The sequence below is a fragment of the Bradyrhizobium betae genome (assembly GCF_050632175.1).
Classification (GTDB): domain Bacteria; phylum Pseudomonadota; class Alphaproteobacteria; order Rhizobiales; family Xanthobacteraceae; genus Bradyrhizobium; species Bradyrhizobium betae_B.
The window spans coordinates 5626365-5643074 of the sequence record NZ_CP192576.1; the positions used below are offsets into that span (position 1 = coordinate 5626365).

13 protein-coding genes and 5 pseudogenes are annotated in these 16710 nt (G+C 64.0%); 9 read left to right on the forward strand and 9 right to left on the reverse strand.

Going from position 1 to position 16710, the window contains the following annotated elements; all coding sequences use genetic code 11:
- Window positions 1-27: 27 nt before the first annotated feature.
- A complete protein-coding gene (locus ACQ86E_RS26920; protein ID WP_431202565.1) occupies window positions 28-1035 on the reverse strand; it encodes an alpha/beta fold hydrolase in 1008 nt (335 codons plus the stop codon).
- Between the two features lie 53 nt (window positions 1036-1088).
- Window positions 1089-2264 (reverse strand): zinc-dependent alcohol dehydrogenase, encoded by a 1176-nt coding sequence (locus ACQ86E_RS26925; RefSeq protein ID WP_431202566.1) that lies wholly within the window; start codon window positions 2262-2264, stop codon window positions 1089-1091.
- Window positions 2265-2638: 374 nt separating this feature from the next.
- Between ACQ86E_RS26925 and ACQ86E_RS26930 the strand changes: the two genes are divergently transcribed.
- The 3 genes from ACQ86E_RS26930 (at window position 2639) to ACQ86E_RS26940 (ending at window position 3840) form a co-directional block, all read left to right on the forward strand.
- Entirely contained in the window at window positions 2639-2791 is a 153-nt protein-coding gene (locus ACQ86E_RS26930; RefSeq protein ID WP_431202567.1) for a hypothetical protein, read from the forward strand.
- Window positions 2792-2876: 85 nt separating this feature from the next.
- Window positions 2877-3206, forward strand: a complete 330-nt coding sequence (locus tag ACQ86E_RS26935; RefSeq protein ID WP_431202568.1) for a hypothetical protein — start codon at window positions 2877-2879, stop codon at window positions 3204-3206.
- Between the two features lie 13 nt (window positions 3207-3219).
- Entirely contained in the window at window positions 3220-3840 is a 621-nt protein-coding gene (locus ACQ86E_RS26940) for a general stress protein (protein WP_431202569.1), read from the forward strand.
- Between the two features lie 42 nt (window positions 3841-3882).
- On the opposite strand, the pseudogene ACQ86E_RS26945 reads toward ACQ86E_RS26940, so the two are convergent.
- From ACQ86E_RS26945 to ACQ86E_RS26955, 3 pseudogenes are all read right to left on the reverse strand, one after another.
- Window positions 3883-5021: pseudogene (locus ACQ86E_RS26945) on the reverse strand (hypothetical protein).
- Window positions 5022-5524: 503 nt separating this feature from the next.
- Window positions 5525-6755 (reverse strand): annotated as a pseudogene (locus tag ACQ86E_RS26950) (carboxylate-amine ligase).
- 19 nt (window positions 6756-6774) lie between these two features.
- Window positions 6775-7603 (reverse strand): annotated as a pseudogene (locus ACQ86E_RS26955) (class II glutamine amidotransferase).
- A 201-nt stretch (window positions 7604-7804) separates the two neighbouring features.
- Between ACQ86E_RS26955 and nhaA the strand changes: the two are divergent.
- A pseudogene (gene nhaA, locus ACQ86E_RS26960) lies at window positions 7805-9041 on the forward strand (Na+/H+ antiporter NhaA).
- Here nhaA and ACQ86E_RS26965 read toward each other — a convergent pair.
- Both ACQ86E_RS26965 and ACQ86E_RS26970 read right to left on the reverse strand, forming a co-directional pair.
- On the reverse strand, window positions 9038-9634 hold the full coding sequence (locus ACQ86E_RS26965; RefSeq protein WP_431202570.1) for a redoxin domain-containing protein: 597 nt from the start codon (window positions 9632-9634) through the stop codon (window positions 9038-9040). The pseudogene nhaA and the gene ACQ86E_RS26965 overlap by 4 nt on opposite strands.
- A gap of 38 nt (window positions 9635-9672) precedes the next feature.
- On the reverse strand, window positions 9673-11433 hold the full coding sequence (locus ACQ86E_RS26970) for an MOSC domain-containing protein (RefSeq protein WP_431202571.1): 1761 nt from the start codon (window positions 11431-11433) through the stop codon (window positions 9673-9675).
- 406 nt (window positions 11434-11839) lie between these two features.
- On the opposite strand from ACQ86E_RS26970, the pseudogene ACQ86E_RS26975 reads away from it, so the two are divergent.
- The 4 genes and pseudogenes from ACQ86E_RS26975 to ACQ86E_RS26990 all read left to right on the forward strand — a co-directional run bounded on the left by ACQ86E_RS26975 (window position 11840) and on the right by ACQ86E_RS26990 (window position 13924).
- Window positions 11840-12291: pseudogene (locus ACQ86E_RS26975) on the forward strand (TerB family tellurite resistance protein).
- Between the two features lie 22 nt (window positions 12292-12313).
- A complete protein-coding gene (locus tag ACQ86E_RS26980) occupies window positions 12314-12664 on the forward strand; it encodes a hypothetical protein (protein ID WP_431202572.1) in 351 nt (116 codons plus the stop codon).
- Between the two features lie 6 nt (window positions 12665-12670).
- Window positions 12671-13309 (forward strand): TerC family protein, encoded by a 639-nt coding sequence (locus tag ACQ86E_RS26985; protein ID WP_431202573.1) that lies wholly within the window; start codon window positions 12671-12673, stop codon window positions 13307-13309.
- Window positions 13310-13342: 33 nt separating this feature from the next.
- Complete coding sequence (locus ACQ86E_RS26990; protein WP_431202574.1) at window positions 13343-13924, forward strand: TIGR00645 family protein; 582 nt, start codon at window positions 13343-13345, stop codon at window positions 13922-13924.
- A gap of 18 nt (window positions 13925-13942) precedes the next feature.
- Here the strand turns inward: ACQ86E_RS26990 and ACQ86E_RS26995 are convergent, their stop codons facing one another.
- On the reverse strand, window positions 13943-14761 hold the full coding sequence (locus ACQ86E_RS26995) for a helix-turn-helix domain-containing protein (protein WP_431202575.1): 819 nt from the start codon (window positions 14759-14761) through the stop codon (window positions 13943-13945).
- A 228-nt stretch (window positions 14762-14989) separates the two neighbouring features.
- Window positions 14990-15928 carry a LysR family transcriptional regulator gene (locus ACQ86E_RS27000; RefSeq protein WP_431202576.1) on the reverse strand — a complete coding sequence of 313 codons (939 nt, stop codon included), beginning with the start codon at window positions 15926-15928 and terminating at the stop codon, window positions 14990-14992.
- Window positions 15929-16088: 160 nt separating this feature from the next.
- Between ACQ86E_RS27000 and ACQ86E_RS27005 the strand changes: the two genes are divergently transcribed.
- Window positions 16089-16661: a hypothetical protein gene (locus ACQ86E_RS27005; RefSeq protein WP_431202577.1), complete on the forward strand. Its 573-nt coding sequence runs from the start codon at window positions 16089-16091 to the stop codon at window positions 16659-16661.
- Window positions 16662-16710 lie beyond the last annotated feature (49 nt).

Sequence of the window (16710 nt, forward strand, 5' to 3'; positions counted from 1 at the left end):
CATAATTCCCTCGCGATGATCAGGTTCTCAATGCAGCGTTTCCGCCGCGGCCTCGTCGACCGCAGCCATGAGGTCGGCCGTATCCGACTGCTGGATCATGTGACCCGCATTCGGGACGCGGCGCATCTTGCTGTGCTTGATTTCTCCATGCAGCCGACCGGATTGCTCGTCGATGTCGATGATGCCATCGTCCTCGCCGGCGAGGATGGTGACGGGCATGGCAAGCTCGCCATAGGTCTTCGCAGACAGCATTGCCGAAGGCACCATCAATGCCGCCTCGGCCGCTCCGGCACGAAGCTGCGATGGGCGCACCGCCAGAGATTTGGGGAAGCCGTCGAATTTCTGCGGGACGGACTTCGGCCCGAACAGCTGCCGCAGCATCGCGGGCCACATCAGGCGGCTGAGGATCGGCGAAATCGTGTGACTGAGAAGGTCGCCGAACCCTGGGATCGCCGGCCCGGCCATCGCCATCATCGCGTCGGTGCGGGCTGTCGGGAAATAATAGCCGGATGCAAGTATCAAAGCCTCGACGAATGACGGGTGTCTGCTTGCGAGTGCGACCGCAACCGATGCGCCCCAGGAATGCCCGAGCACGATCGCCTTTTCGATGCCCAGATGCGCAAGCGCCTCCTTGAAGAGGTCGGCTTGCGCCGCAGGCGTCCACACCACGTTGCGAGGCCTCAGGCTGTGGCCGAAGCCGGGACGGTCGAATACGATGACGCGATAGTCCTTGGCTGCGAGATCGATCAGACCGCTGGACTCGAAATCCTGGATCATGCTGCCATTGCCGTGGAGCAGTACGAGAGGACGACCGGATCCCCGCTCGACATAGTGCAGGCGCACCCCGTTGATGTCGATGAACCGTCCTTGAGGCGGGTTATCGCGTTGCGCCTTGTCGGCAAGGCGCCGATTGACGACGGCGGCGGCGGCCATCAAGCCGGCCGTGGCGACGAGGGCGGACGCGATGGGATAGTTCCCGAGAGTTCGAAGGGCCATGGTCGCCAACGACGGCGAGCGTTTTTTCAGGATGCGCATGTGCACTTTCGCTGGCTGGAGCCAGCTGTTGGAGAGCAGGTGGGGACGCCGATCTATCGTCCCGGTCTCATCACGACTTTGATGACCCCAGCTTCCTTGTCGCGGAACTTCTGGTACATCTCGGGCGCGTCTTCGAGACTGGCCGGATGTGTCACCACGAAGCTGGGATCGATTTCGCCCGCGACGATCTTGGCGAGCAACGGCTTGGTATAGGCTTGGACGTGAGTTTGACCGGTCTTGATGGTCAGTCCCTTGTTCATGGCGGCGCCCAGCGGGATCTTGTCGCCCATCCCGACATAGACGCCTGGAATCGAGATGGTGCCCGCCTTGCGACAGGCCATGATCGCCTGGCGGAGAACGTGAACACGATCCGTTGCCAGGAAGGTCGCGGCCTTGACCTTGTCGATCACCGCGTCCGCCGAGCCATGACCCGAAGCTTCGCAACCGACCGCATCAATGCAGCTGTCCGGACCGCGCTTGTTGGTTCGCCGCATCAGTTCTTCATGGACGTCGGACTTCGAGAAATCGATCGTCTCGGCGCCGCCGGCTTCCGCCATGTCGAGGCGCTCAGCAACTTCGTCGATCGCGATGGCGCGTCCGGCTCCCAGCATCAGGGCGGAGCGAATTGCGAACTGGCCGACAGGGCCGCATCCCCAGATCGCGACCGTATCTCCCGGCTCGATCTGCGCGTTGACGGCGGCCATGTAGCCGGTTGGGAAAATGTCGGACAGAAACAGCGCCTGCTCGTCCGTGATGCTGTCGGGAATCTTGATAGGCCCGATATCGGCCATCGGCACGCGCAGGTACTCCGCCTGTCCGCCCGAATACCCGCCCAACATATGGCTGAAGCCAAAAAGCCCGGCTGGCGATTGACCCATGGCCTTGGCCGCGATCTCCGCGTTCGGGTTGGTGCGGTCGCAGCAGGAGAACAATCCCTGCTGGCAGAACCAGCAATTGCCGCAGCTGATCGTGAAGGGAACAACGACACGATCGCCGATCTTCAGATTGGTGACCTCAGATCCCAGCTCGATCACCTCGCCCATGTTTTCATGTCCGAGGATATCGCCGCTCTCCATGGTCGGCTGGTAGCCGTCAAAGAGATGCAGATCAGAACCGCAGATGGCGCAGGCGGTGATTTTGATGATCGCGTCGCGCGGATGCTGGATTTTGGGATCCGGAACCGTGTCGATCCGAACGTCGCCTTTGCCGTGCCAACAGAGTGCACGCATGGTCATATCTCCATTTTGGGGACGGCATGCGCATTCACGGGTCATGTCGTGCAAAAGCAACAGAACGGATGGAGGGAGGTTCCTAAATCTAATGAGCGCGACAGTCGGGTCAGGCGGGGCAATGCCGCTGTCAGAAGGGGGCTCTCAGGCCGGCCAAGGCTGCGCGTGCTGGTGCCAGCATCGGCGATGATGAACCGAACCTCCCTGCGTCTGCAGCGCGTTTAGGAACGAACCTACCGGGGGGCGCTTGAGATCTCATCGACGGTTCGGCCTGAACACGCAGAGTGCGGCATCAACCCGCATGCGGCTTTTGTGCCGCGGCACCGCGTTATCAGCGCCGCGCACTGTCAAGCCGATCCCTCGGGAGCAATGTCATGGATAAAGACAAGAGTGGACACGTCGTGGAGACGGCGGTCGAAGCACGCCAGGGCGAGCTGGGCCCCAGCGTCCTGATGCTGCTTGGTGTGAGCGTGGGACTTGCGGTTCTCATCCTGGCCGTCACGTGGATGATTTTCTTCAAGACTTGAATGCGCAGGCGATGTCTCGGCGTGCGACGTAGGAACGAAAGCTCCGTTGGGGGCTTGGCTCATTCCTTAGTCACTGGAGACAATCATGAAGCGCCTATCACTGTTCGTTTGCATTTCTTTATTCGCGGCGGCCACAGCATTCACTCCTGCGTCAGCGCAGAATCCGCCGGCGCAGTCTGGGCCGAACAATAACGCGGTCAACAGTGCGGGGCAGAACAACTCCGACGCGCCTGTCGCGGGTCGCAACAGTTTCACTGAAGGTCAGGCCAAGTCCAGGATCGAGGACGCCGGCTACGCCAACGTCACCGAACTGAAGAAGGACGACAAGGGAGTCTGGCGCGGCCAGGCCAGCAAGGGCGGATCAGCCACTGCGGTCAGCGTCGACTTCCAGGGCAACGTGAATTCGGCCAAGTAAGCAAGGACTCAAAATGACCGTTACAATCTCTCGTCTTTACGACAACTACACCAACGCGCAGCAGGCTGTTCAGCGGCTCGAAGCTGCCGGCGTGCCACACGCGGACATCAGCATCGTCGCCAACAATTCAGACAGCTGGTTCAACACCGACAAGAAGGTGGATCGTGACCGCGATGGCGTCGACGATCGTGCCGAAGGTGCGGGCAAGGGCGCCGGCATCGGTGCGGGTGTCGGCGGAACCGCAGGCCTTCTCGCCGGGCTCGGCCTGCTGGCGATCCCCGGTCTTGGCCCGGTCGTGGCAGCCGGTTGGCTCGCCGCGACTGCGGTCGGTGCGGCCGCTGGTGCTGCGACCGGCGGCGTCGTTGGAGCGTTGACTGAAGCCGGCATTTCGAAGGAGGATGCAGACTCCTATGCCGAGGGCGTTCGCCGCGGAGGCACGCTCGTGTCCGCGCGGGTCGCCGATAGCGATCGCGCGCGCCTCGATACGATCCTGAACGAGTCGTCCGTCGATTTGCGGGACCGTAGCGCCGCCTGGCAGAAGACCGGGTGGACGTCGTTCGACCCCGCGAGCAAACCCTATGGCGCGGAAGAGGTCCGCAAGGAGCGGCAGCTCTACGGCGGATCGCTCCGCTAAATGAGAGTTCGACGGCCCGCTTCGGCGGGCCGTTCTTTTGGGCTAGGCGTACAGATAGCCGACCGGCTTGCCCTCGGTGCGCAGGGGGCGAACGTCCCTCTGCGTGATGATCTGGCCGGCGAGGCCGTCGATCTCATCGCGCTGCGTCGGGGTCCAACTGCGCAGCTCGTTCATGCCCTTGAGCAGGCCGAGCCGGAGCACCTGGGTGTTCTCGCCGAGGCCGATCAGGCTGACCGACTCCTTGCCCGCCGTCACGACGTCGCCGGCGGAGAGTTCAAAGCTCTCGCCGGACTTCTTCCTGAACTCGGCCGTGCCGCGAATGACGCGGTAGATCACGACCTCGCCCTTGGCAAAAAGGCGGCGTCGGCGGCGATCGACGTGCTCTTGGGCAGCAGCGACTGGCCGCGCGGGTCGGTTGCGATGATGTGGCCGGTGACGAGATGGCCGCTCGGAATCTCGATGCCGATATCGCGCACATAGACCGCCGTGGCCGATTTGACCGAATTGTCGGTCAGCGGCTTGAACAGCGCATCCAGCGCCAGGGGGTCCTGCAGCCAGAAGCCAGCATCGGCCGGGCGATCATGCAGCGGATGATTCCAGGCCACGCGTGGCGTCTCGGCCTCGTTGATCTGGTCCGGACCGACGATCGTCGGATTCGGAAAGGTCGTGGGGTCGGTGATGAAGGCTTCGAGGAATTTGCCAGAATAGCCCATCGAGATAGGGTCCGGCACCACGGTCTGCGCCGTCTTCAGGTTCTCCTCCGTCGACAGTCCCGACCAGGTGTAGAACAACTGGCGGTGCACGATCGCGCTTTGCAACATTACCGCGCCGGGGCCTACATTGTAGAAGCGCCCGTCGTAGTCGAAGGTGAATGCGCCTGAGGTGACCAGCACGAGCTGAAAGCCGCCCGGCGGCAGATGAAGGTGGAAATCGGTGGGGCCGGTGTCCGGGCGGTAGATCGGCAGGTTGGTCGCGACTTCATGCAGCAGGAAGGTTTCGTTGTTGGCGTGAAAGCCTTCGTTCGCTCGGTTGTAGAGTGCCTGCGGCCGGTAGGTCGCCTCATACTTCGCATTCTTGTCGCGGTCGATGGCCACGAAATCCTGGTCGTTGAGGCGAAGTGGCGCGCCGTTCGGGCGGGTGAGGCCGGTGAATTTGAGATCGCCGGCAGCATGCACGTTCATGGCATTCTCCGATCTGTGCCGGTCATCCGCGCGCGATCTGGCGGGCAGCGGAGACGGAAAGTCTGAACGCTGCTTTGCGAATTTTGGGCCAGTTCGGTTCCGGCGATGGGACTGCTCGCGCGCCATGGCGGAGCAGGCAAAATCCGCTGGTTGCACCGGTAGTTAGGTCGACCGATCTCGCCGGACGACTTACCCGCTTTGTAGGCGGTGCGACCCCCGGATGCGCCGCCGTTTGTCTAATTTGGCGGCAGGCGCGATGGGGAATGTGCAGCCGAGGACCGTTGGGGCTTGCCCGTTGGGCTGTCCGTCCACTTCGCCATGTCCATTGCCCGGGCGTTGATGCTTTCGCACCAGAGACAGGTGAACTCCGTCGAGCCCTTGCTGGTCAGCATGGGGACCAGGCTGTGACCACAGCCTGCGCAACAGGTGATCTCGGTCATGCGTTCTCCGTGCCACGGCAAAACTCCGCAGCGCCCTTATCGTTTTCGAAGCTTGTGCGGACGCTATGTCGGCGCCTGAGCACTGCGTCCGATCGGAGCACTGGTCCCTGACATCGTAGCTGTAGCAATCCATCGTGACACCGATGCGATGTCGTCGCCGGTTTCGCGATAGGCGCGAAGCTGGAACTCGGCCGAACTGCCGCGTTCCACGATGGTCCGGCAGTGCTCGACCTCCGCGGCGCAGTTCAGCGCGGCCGCGTCCTCGGCGGTGTCGTCGATGACGCGCGTAAGCAGCTCGGAGATCGTGACCGGACCATCCTTGGAAGCAAAGATGCAGTCGGTGCCGTAACGCTGGGCGCGCCATTTGTTCTCGACCGCGATCGCGCGTTCGACCACGGTGACCTCCTTCGACAGATGTGGCCGCAGGTTGAGGTGCCGCGTCAGGCAGCGATAGAGCGAGGCGATCGCGAGGGCGTCGTCGACGAAGGTGCAGGTGTCGGGTGCGCGAAGCTCGAGCGTCGGATGCTTCATGGACGGGCGCATCGCCCACCAGATGTGACTCTCGTCGGGGATCACGCCCGAGCGCTGCAGTGCGCCGACATAGGCGTCGTAGTCCTGCCGGTTTTCGAACAGTTCTGGCATGCCGGTGCGTGGCAGCTCGCTATAGGCGGCCAACCGGTAGCCCTTCAGTCCCGTCTTGTGAGAATTCCAGAACGGGGAGGAGGCAGCCAGCGCGATGAACAGCGGCAGATGCGGCAGCATCGCCCGCATCACGGCCATCCGCTTCTCGGGATCCGGCAGCTGGACGTGCACATGCATGCCGCACATCATGTTGCGGTGGCCGATGCTGCGGAGATCCTCGATCATCTCCTCGTAGCGCGGCCTCGGGCTCGGCTGCGACATGCGCCAGACTGCGGTGGGATGGGTGCCGCAGGCCATGATGACGAAGCCATATTGCGCGGCGACGTTGGCGACCTCGCGGCGCAGAAATCTCAGTTCTTCCCGGGCGTCATTGACGTCGACGTGAACATTGGTAGCGACCTCGAGCTGGGATTGCAGCATCTCGCGCATGGCCTGGCCGCCGGTGGACCAGTTCGCCGATCTCGAACAGGGCGTTGGGCGTTTCGATCGCGACCTCGAATGTCCGGCGATCGGCGAGGAAATACTCCTCCTCGATGCCGAATGAATATTCGGCCGCCTTGCCGCTGCCACCGGCCGAGCGAATAACGAGGTGCTGCTTGTCGTCGGAGGAATCGAGGCGCAGCAGTTTCAAAACGTCCGAAGCCAATGTCATTGTCCACCCGGCGATGGTATTACCTGCGGGCGATAATCCTCCTGACGGAGGCGGGTTCCGCGCCGGACACACTGGAAATTGCAAGGTCGAACGGAACAATCTTCACCCTTTCGGACGCGCGCGCGATCAGAGCGTGATTGGGCGGCACTTCGGTCCAGTCCGTTTCCTTGTCGAACGGCTCGGACACGACGACGACCTGGCCGCCGGATTCTGCGAAAATACAGCGTGTTCGCGGCATCGTTGACCGAAACGCGGAAGGCGTAGAGATCGCGGCCGTTCGCGACCGCGCTGGTGAATCGCAGCCTCTCGCGGTGTTCGCCTTCGTTGACGAGACCGGCAAGCGACCGCAGCACGCGGTGCGTCGCGCCGACCGGATCGCTGTCGAGACCGGCGCCCATGATGGCGAGGAACACGGCTTCGGAGTCCGTCGAACCCAGTCGCGACGGATAGTAGGCGTCGGGGATCAGCGCCTCGACCTTCCGACGCAGGCGATTCCAGCTGCCGACGAAGCCGTTGTGCATGAACATCCACTGGCCGCAGGCGAAGGGATGGCAGTTCTGCCGCGTCACCGCCGTGCCGGTGGCGGCGCGCACATGGGCGAAGAACAGGTGCGAGCGGAGATGGCGGCAGAGGTAGCGGAGGTTTTCATCCGACCAGGCGGGGCGTGTCTCGCGATAAAGCCCAGGCTCCGGGTGCTCGCCGTACCAGCCGAGACCGAAGCCGTCGCCATTCGAGCCCGCCGTCGATTGCAGCGAGCGGATGCTTTGCGCGATCAGCGAATGCTCTGGCTCGGTGACGTAAGGCTCGAACGAGGTCGTCTCGCCCCGGTAGGCGATCCAGCGGCACATGGGGTTCCCGTCAGGATGTGTCGTGAGGTGTGCCAACGATCCTTACCGCTCCGGAGTTCCCGCCGCATGGGCTGGACCCATATGCGCGTGGAGCAGGGTTGCCTTATGCCCGGCGCCGTGTAGAACACGTCCGGGTGCTCGCTGCATGTGGCAGCGACAGGTCAAGCGATGGTCGGGCCGCCACGCCGGATGCTTGTGCCCATGAACGACCAACTGCCCGGCAGGGACCTGCCCAAAGCGCCTCTTTTCGTTGAGCGGGCGCTTTCCACACTCCAGCAATTCCTGCATGTCGAGGCCATCAGCGGCATCGTGCTGCTCGTGGCCGCCGCGGCCGCGCTGCTCTGGGCCAACTCACCCTTCGCCGATTCTGTATCATGATCTCTGGCACCTGGAGATTCCGCTTCGCCTCGGCGACTTCGCCTTCGAGAGGTCGCTGCATTTCTGGATCAACGACGCCTTGATGACGATCTTCTTCCTGGTCGTCGGCATGGAGATCCGTCGCGAAATCCACGAGGGCGCACTGAGCCGGTTTGATCAGGCCATTCTGCCGGTGCTCGCGGCTGTCGGCGGCGTCGTCGTTCCCGCGCTGATCTACCTGAGCTTCAACGCTGCTCCGGGCCGCAGCCAAGGCTGGGCGATCCCGACAGCAACCGACATCGCTTTCGCCGTCGGCGTGCTCGCGCTGCTCGGAAGATCGATCCCGGGCAATGTTCGGGTGTTTCTGCTGGCGCTCGCCATCATCGACGACATCATCGCGGTTCTCATCATCGCAGCGTTCTACACCAACGGACTCGATCTCAACGGTTTCGCCGTCGCTGCGCTCGGCGTTCTGGTCGTGCTTGGCTTTCAGTGGATGGGACTTGGTTCGGCGTACGCCTATGTGGTGCCTGGGTTTATCGTCTGGGCGGGCTTTCTCATGGCCGGGGTCCATCCGACGCTCGCAGGCGTCGTCCTCGGCCTGATCACGCCGGTGCGGTCGCCCCGTCCCGAGATCGTGCCGCCTGTCATCCGCGTGGAGACGGCGCTGCATCCCTGGGTCGCTTACGGAATCATGCCGCTGTTCGCGCTGGCAAATGCCGGTGTCGGCTTCGCGAGCACGGAGCTCTCCGGCGGTGCACAGTTCGTGGCACTCGGTGTCGCCCTGGCCCTGTGTGCGGGCAAGCCGGTCGGCGTGATCGGTGCAACGTGGCTGGCGGTGCGCACCGGCTGGTGCCGCCTCGCTCCCGGCGTGTCATGGGGCGGCGTTTGCCTGATCGGGCTTCTGGCCGGCATCGGCTTCACCATGTCGATCTTCATCGCGATGCTCGCGTTCACCGACGACAAGCTGCTGGATGCTGCGAAGCTCGGCGTGCTGCTCGGCTCGCTGATTTCCGTGACGCTCGGCCTCGGATGGGGCGCGGAATACGCCCAGCGCCGGCGCAAGGAGGCCGAGGGTTAATCCCGTTCGCCGAGAGTTTCGACGTAAGCCTTGCCGTAGGGATAGAAATGCTCCTTGCGGCCCTGGTCCCATAACGTCTTGAGACCGGGGGCCGTGATGTCCCAATCCGGGCGGCATTTCATGGTGACGGCCCGAAGGTCCTGGCGAAGCTCTTCGACGGTCGGACGCCCGAAGAACCAGTAGCCGTTGTAGACCTTGTGAATGACGAGGCGGGGCTCCAGCACGACGACATGCGGGATCATCGGATTGTGGACGGGATCGGTGTATTCGGCGATGTCGAGATCCTTCTGAATGATCCGCCGGGAATCGGACAGGAAGGGCCAGTGTGCTCCCACGCCGCTGCGATACTCGTTCGTCTGGGTGATATTGTCGGTCGTGATCGTGACCATCCGGCAATAGCCGACTTCCATCTCCCGATGGAGCTGCAGCAGTCCTTCGGCCTGCCGTCGGTCCTTTGGACAAAAGCCGCCACGGCCGAGAACGACCACCATAGGGTCGCCTCCTTGCAACTCCGAGAGCTTGCGGTGTTTGCCGGTATGGTCGCTGAGCTCATAGTCCGGGAAAGCCGCTCCCGGCGCGATGTCAGTTCGCATCAAGCTCTCCCATGTCAGTTGCGCATATGCCGACGTTTCTAAAGATCGATGACGACGTCGCCCCGCGGCCGTGAGCAGCAGATCAGCACATTTCCGTCCGCCGCTGGGTCGAGCGGATCCGGTGCATAGCTGACGTCGCCGGCCACGAGCCCGCTCTCGCAATTGTGGCACACGCCCGTCCGGCACGACCAGCGCACCGGCACGTCACACGCTTCGGCGAGCTCGAGCAGGCTGGCATAGGCCGGGCCCCAGCAGACATTAAGGCCGCTGCGGACGAAACTGACCATCGGACCCGGGCCGGGGGCTCCAGCCGGCAGATGTGCGGCAATCCTGGGCGCCGCTGCAATACCAGGCGTCAGTGAAGGCTTGGTGCCGAACAGCTCGGTGTAGATGTGATCCGGCGCGATGCCCAAAGCGCCGAGACCCGCCGCAAGATCTGTCATGAATGCAGCCGGTCCGCAGAGATAGAAATCGGCGTCGCGCGGCACGTTGAGGCTTTGGAGCAAGCGAGCATCCAGATGTCCGGCGGTGTCGAAATCGGTCCCGGCGCGATCGCCGGGATCGGGCGCGCTGTAGCAGATGTGGCTGCGATGGTGAGCGAGCCCAGCCAGCAGCCCGCGCACCTCCGCGGCGAACGCGTGTTCGTGGCCGTTGCGGGTGCCATGCAGCCACCAAACCTCTCGTGTCGCTTCTTCCGCGGCAAGCGCCTGCAGCATGGCGAGCACCGGCGTCGCGCCGATGCCGGCACTCAGCAAGACAATCGGCCGCGCGTCCTGGCGCAGCGTGAAACTCCCGCGTGGCGCGCCGACCTCGACCACGTCGCCAATCCGGAGCGTGTCGGCGATATATTGGCTGGCCACGCCATGCGCCTCCCGCTTGACACTGACGCGATAGGACGCGGCATCGGAGTGGCTCGACAGCGAATAGCTGCGCGTCATCGCGGGTGCCGCCGACGGTCCGAGCCGTACGACGATGAACTGGCCAGGCAGGGCAGCAGCGACGGGATGTTGGTCCGTGGGATCGAGGATCAGCGACGTCACAGTGCCGCTTTCGGAAATCTTGCGCGAGACGCGGAACGGGCGGAATCCATGCCAGGCCGGAGGTGGGCTTGCTGTCGGGCCCAGGCCGGCATTTCCCGCGGCCGTCTTGTCGTTGTGCTGCTGCGCGAGCAGCGCTTCGAACGAATGCCGCCAGCCGCGGCTCAACGCCGGAATGCGCAGCGCGCGCTCGAGTTGCTCGCGCGGGTGGGGCGGCAGGTAGAGCAACGCATTGATGTCCGACACGCTCATGCGCTCGGGGCCATCGGCGACCCGCGTAATCTCGTCACCGGCTTCCACGTCGCCTTCCTCGATCACGCGGACATAAAAGCCAGGCCGGCCGTGCCTGACGAGCAGCGCGGCCATGTCAGGCTCCTCCATGCGAATGCCGAGCCGGTAGCAGGTGACGCGCGGCTGGGTCACCTCGAAAAGGGCAGAGCCGATCCTGTAGCGGTCTCCGATGCAGACGTCGGTGTCGGCGAGGCCATCGACAGTGAAATTCTCGCCGAATTGTCCAGGAACCAGGTTCGATCGCCCCAGATGCTTTTGCCAGAACAGATAGGACTCGCGCTGATAGACATAGACGGCGCGCTGCTCGCCGCCATGACCTGCCGTATCGCCTTGGCCGTCACCGTCGATGTTGAGCCGGCGCACCATTCGCGGGCCTTCGACGGGCGTTTTCCAGATGCCCGTATGGACGGTTTTGCCTTGCCACGCGACGTCGCGCGGCAGGCCGACATTCACTGAAAGCAGCCGTGCCATCGGTTCCCGCTCCTGTGCGCGCGCCCCGATACAGCGAGGCGCCCGAGCCAATCTGCATCCAAATCGGATTGTTGGCTCGTTAGCCGTTGTTAGACGTTGCGAGCGGCGCTGCATCCGGACACGCGCACCATTGCTCAACCAGGGCCGACAATATGGAACCCGATGCGGCGGCTGGTCGCAGCGCTGCCGCCTTGATTCCGGCGGTGCCATCTTTATGTGTGGAACGAACACGAATCCGGGCCCCTCTGGCGAGGCCGCTGACGATGTCAGCGAACCTCGCGATGTCGGATGACCTGTCCCGCGCGAAAGCGATGGATTGGCCGATCGTCGGGCCTTCTCTGTTCCCTCCGACTCCATCGTCCCCATCGAAGCTCCGCGCGGTCATTTCGCAAAACGAGGAGCTATGATGTCCGACGCCGCCACTTCCAATCCGATCGAGCCCGAGATCACAGAGCCGTCCCGCCTCAATGAGCAGGCTGCGGCGGCGCTGGTGATTGCCGGCGCGCTTGTCGCGGTCGCCGACCGGCAAGTCTCGCCGGTCGAGCGCGACGAGGTGATCCGCTTCATCCGGGATCGCGGTCTGGCCCCCACATGAGCGAGGATCGCCTGTTTGCGATCTTCGACGAAATGGCGGAACGACTCGAGGAGCCCGACTTTGCCAATGTGGTGATCGACACGCTGCGGCCGGTCTCAAATCTTCCGCTCTCGTCGCATCTGATGGAGCTGTCGGAGCGCGTTGCGGCTGCGGACGAGGACGTGCATCCGCACGAAGTGCAGGCGATCAAGCTGCTGCGCCTGCTGACGCTGGTGTTGCCGCGGGCCAAGCAGGTCAAGCCGAGCGCGGTGCGTGCCGAATGACGCACCGCATAATGGAGCGAACATGAGCGCAGCATCGGACGACCGTACGACGGCAACCAAGGACACCAGTCAGATGGCCGGCGGCGACCCGCGCCTTGACAAGCTCGTCGATCGGATGCCGGCGCGCGTGGGCGACACCGTCTCCTATCTGCTCAAGCCTTCCAGCCGCTGGGTGAGGATCCCTTCGGGTGCGCTGCTCGTCGTCGGCGGCGTGCTGTCGTTCCTTCCCGTGCTCGGCGTCTGGATGCTGCCGCTCGGACTTGCTCTGCTCGCCGAGGACGTGCCCGTGTTGCGCTCCTCCCGTTCAAAGGTCTTCGACTGGATCGAGCGGAAGAAGCCGCATTGGCTCGATCCGTCCGCACCGAAAAAATGATCAAACATGTTTGAATTCGTCACCGCCGATGCGCTGTCCGCGCTACTCCAGGTCATCCTGATCGATCTCGTGCTGGCCGGCGACAACGCCGTCGTCATCGGCCTTGCCGCCGCGGGCCTGCCGGCCGAGCAACGCCGCCGCGCCATCGTCGTCGGCATCATTGCCGCCACCGGTTTGCGCATCGTTTTTGCCGGCGTTGCAACCCAGCTTCTGCAGGTGATCGGCCTGCTGCTCGCCGGCGGCGTGCTGCTGCTGTGGGTCTGCTGGAAGATGTGGCGCGAGCTGCGCGAGCAGGCCGCGCATTCCAGCCAGCTCGCGTTCAGCCATGGCAGCAGCGCGGGCACCGCGGAGGCGCCGCGAAAGACGTTCGGGCAGGCGGCCGCGCAGATTGTCGCAGCCGACATCTCGATGTCGCTCGACAACGTGCTTGCGGTGGCCGGCGCCGCGCGCGAGCATCCCTATATTCTCGCCTTCGGCCTGCTCTTGTCGGTCGGGTTGATGGGCGTAGCCGCCGACCTGCTCGGCCGCGTGCTCCAGAAGCAGCGCTGGATCGCCTATGTCGGTCTTGCCATCATCGTTTACGTCGCCTTCGAAATGATCTATCGGGGCTCGCTCGAGCTTGCGCCCGTGATCGCGAGTCTCTGAGGTGACGTTTGCTGCTGCACACCGGAGTAATCGATGACGTCTGAACCCAAAGCACCTTCGGCCGAGCCTTTGCCGCCGCCGCCGATCGGCCTGTTTGCCCAGGTCATCTTTGGCTCGCGCTGGCTGCAGGTGCCGCTCTATGTCGGCCTCATCGTCGCGCAGGCCGTCTATGTGCTGCTGTTCTTGAAAGAGCTCTGGCACCTGGTCCTGCACTCGTTCGACGCCAGTGAGCAGCAGATCATGCTGGTCGTGCTCGGGCTGATCGACGTCGTCATGATCTCGAACCTTCTGATCATGGTGATCGTCGGCGGCTACGAGACTTTCGTCTCCCGGCTGAACCTGAGCGGTCATCCCGACGAGCCGGAATGGCTCAGTCACGTCAACGCCAGCGTGCTCAAGATCAAGCTGGCGATGGCGATCATCGGCATCTCCTCGATCTCGCTGCTGCGGACCTTCATCGAGGCCGGCAATCTCGGCACGACGCGCAGCAATTTCACCGAGAGCGGCGTGATGTGGCAGGTGCTGATCCACCTGACCTTCATCATCTCGGCGATCGGCATCGCCTGGGTCGACCGTCTCAGCGATAGCGGGCACGGCAAGGCCGGTCACGGCTGACGTGCGATCGGGCCGCGCTCAGAGACGCCGGCCCCGCGCCAGCGTTTCGGACGGCGCTTCGCCGAACGTCGTCCTGTAGCTCCGCGCGAAATCGCCGAGGTGCCAGAAGCCGTTGCCGAGCGCTGCGGCCTTGACGCTCGAGCCGGGGCCGCCTGTCATGAGCTGGATGCGGGTGGACCACAGCCGCTTGAGGCGCAGATACTGGTGCAAGCTCATGCCGTGCATCGTGCGGGCAGCAAGCTGGAGTGTGCGCACGGCAACGCCGAGCGCGCGGGAGAGGTCTTCGCTGTAGAGCGGCTTGTCGCCGGCAAGTGCGGCGACTTCATCGAGCTGAGCCATCAGCTTGCGGTGCGTGTCGAACGATCCGCGCCGCGCGGTCAGCATGTCGGCCGGTACCAGCGTGTCGTCGAGGCACGCGAGCAGCGTCTCCTGGATCGGCCGCGCGATTGCGTCGAACTCTGCGGGGAATCGATGTCCGAGGCAAGGCGGAACATGCTCGAGATCGTGGCTCGCATGCGCGCCATCGCCGGGTCGGGCGAGCGAAAGAAAGTCAGTCCGGTGTCGTAATCCGCCCAGCCGCGTTGGCGCATGTCCGAGTTGAAGCGCATCATCAGATAGGTGTTCGGGCCATGGGCGATCGATCTCGACTGGCGCCTTGCCGCGAACGACGCTGACCGTCGAGCTGTCGAGTTCGTGGCCGTTGGTGATCGTGTGAAACGAAAACGGCACGGAAAGGCCGATACCCCAGGGGACGCCGATATCGGCTTCGAAGCGCCGGGCGAACGTGCGTTGGAGCACGAACAGTCCATCCGCAAGCGGCAAGATAGCGCGCGACATCGAGGAATTGTCAGGTTGAAGTGGCGTACTTGTGCCGACGCCGAGAACTTCATGAGCGCGAAATTCATCGAAGTTCGAAAAGCGTTGGATCTGGAGAAGTCGTGAAGGCGTGAGCTGACGTACCGGCATCCGGAATCCTGGGCGAGCGTCGGGGAGCGAGCCCGTCTTTACAATAATCAGGAACCGCTCCGCGGACCACCGGCATTATTCTGCTATACGTTGTTGGGATCAGGCGATCTGCGGATAGGACGCGTTTTCCCGCCGCTCGCGCTCGCCGAGCTCACGCATGAGCTCTTGAAGAAACGACTCGGTGTAGGCGGGCAGGGTGCGCTCGGCGCGAACATAGATGCCGAGATCCGACCAGACCGGGCTCCCCGCATTGTCGAGCGGCAGAAACACGAGCTGGCTGTCGCGCGACAAGCGGCCGATGCCGAGCTGGGTCTGGAAGGCGACGCCGACGCCGCGCGCGGCGAGCTCGCGCATCAGGTCGATCGAGTTGGCCTGGATTGCCGGCTCCGGCGTTTCCGGGAGCTGAGCGATCAGCGGCTGGAGCAGGTGATAGATCGACAGCTCCGGCAGTGCGTTGATGACGGGAAAGGCGAGGCATTGTGCCAGCGTGACCGTCTTGCGGCGCGCCAGCGGATGTTCGCGGGCGACGACGGCGCCGAGGCGAAACCGCTTCAAGGCGACCTGGCGCAGGTCCGGCGGATGCCGCAGCGCCATAGCGATGCCGATGTCGGCCTCGCCGCGGCTGAGCGCTTCCAGCACGTCCGACGATCCCTTCACCTCGGTGGTGAAGCTGACGCGCCGGGCGCGGCCGCGATGCAAAGCGATCAGGTCCGGCAGCACCGACTCGGTCAGGGACTCGATGCAGGCGATGCTGACCGTGCCGTGCCAGGCACCGGAGAGCGACGCGACGTCGGAGCGGAAGCGGTCGAGGTCCTGGAGCACGTTCATGACGTGCCGGGCCAGCATCTCGCCGACCGTGGTCAGCGTCAGGCCGCGCGCACTGCGCTCGAAGAGAGGCGATCCAACTTCTTGTTCGAGCTTGAGAATCTGACGGCTCACCGCCGACGAGGCGACGTTCAGGACGCGCGCCGCGGCGCGGATCGAGCCGGTGCGGCGGACCGCGTGGAAATATTGGATGGATGGTGAGTGAAAGCGCATGGAACTCCCGGTCCGACTATAGCTGTTGCCGAAACGGCATCAACATGTACGAAATTCTCTGCTTTTCGAGAGCGCTTGTCCTGCCTAGGTTGCCGCCGGCTTGGCCGGCCTTGCCGGGGCGACGCCAGGCCTGCGCAACGAGGCGCCAGGGGATATTGGGGTGGACGAGAACGTTGCTTGCGAGGTCGTGCGGGACACCCGCATGGTCGACCGCCGTCGGGCTGCCGCCTATGTCGGCGTGACCGCCGGACGCTTCGAGCAATTGGTGCGCGACAATGTCGTGCCGCCGCCAGTTATGGTGGACAACAAGCGGCGCTGGCCGCTCGCGTTGCTCGATGTCGCCAGGGACGCGGTCGTCAGCAGCATGCCGGCCCTGCCTGAGGTCGCGGTCGGCGCTGCGCCGGATGCGCGCCCGTGTGAACGAGACCTGGCGCCGGTCTCGCACGAATTGCCTGATCAGGCCTGGTTCGAGCGGCGGGCGAGTTTCGTGCAGCGTGTGCGGCGGTCGTTGCTGTCCGGCAACGAGATTCGTCTCTTACGCGAGTTCAAGTTGCTCAAGCAGAACCAGATCAGCATGTACGGCTATTACGGAAGCTTTGAAGCCCTGATGGTCCGCGGCTATGTCGTCGAAGTCGCGCGCAAGCCGCCGTCGAGCCGTCCGCTCGTGACCTATCGCCTGACCACGCAAGGCGAGCATGTGATCTCGGCGCTGAAGGACGAGCCGGTGATCTGACCGGGCGCACAGCGGCCGACCTGATCAGGACCTGCGCGGACAGGCGATA

Coding starts and splice junctions, on each gene's coding strand:
- ACQ86E_RS26995 (WP_431202575.1), bottom strand. CDS start 14,761: ATGTCGCGCGCTATCTTGCCGCTTGCGGATGGACTGTTCGTGCTCCAA.
- ACQ86E_RS26935 (WP_431202568.1), top strand. CDS start 2,877: ATGAAGCGCCTATCACTGTTCGTTTGCATTTCTTTATTCGCGGCGGCC.
- ACQ86E_RS26925 (WP_431202566.1), bottom strand. CDS start 2,264: ATGCGTGCACTCTGTTGGCACGGCAAAGGCGACGTTCGGATCGACACG.
- ACQ86E_RS26930 (WP_431202567.1), top strand. CDS start 2,639: ATGGATAAAGACAAGAGTGGACACGTCGTGGAGACGGCGGTCGAAGCA.
- ACQ86E_RS26920 (WP_431202565.1), bottom strand. CDS start 1,035: ATGCGCATCCTGAAAAAACGCTCGCCGTCGTTGGCGACCATGGCCCTT.
- ACQ86E_RS26985 (WP_431202573.1), top strand. CDS start 12,671: ATGTTTGAATTCGTCACCGCCGATGCGCTGTCCGCGCTACTCCAGGTC.
- ACQ86E_RS26990 (WP_431202574.1), top strand. CDS start 13,343: ATGACGTCTGAACCCAAAGCACCTTCGGCCGAGCCTTTGCCGCCGCCG.
- ACQ86E_RS26965 (WP_431202570.1), bottom strand. CDS start 9,634: ATGCGAACTGACATCGCGCCGGGAGCGGCTTTCCCGGACTATGAGCTC.
- ACQ86E_RS26980 (WP_431202572.1), top strand. CDS start 12,314: ATGAGCGCAGCATCGGACGACCGTACGACGGCAACCAAGGACACCAGT.
- ACQ86E_RS26970 (WP_431202571.1), bottom strand. CDS start 11,433: ATGGCACGGCTGCTTTCAGTGAATGTCGGCCTGCCGCGCGACGTCGCG.
- ACQ86E_RS26940 (WP_431202569.1), top strand. CDS start 3,220: ATGACCGTTACAATCTCTCGTCTTTACGACAACTACACCAACGCGCAG.
- ACQ86E_RS27000 (WP_431202576.1), bottom strand. CDS start 15,928: ATGCGCTTTCACTCACCATCCATCCAATATTTCCACGCGGTCCGCCGC.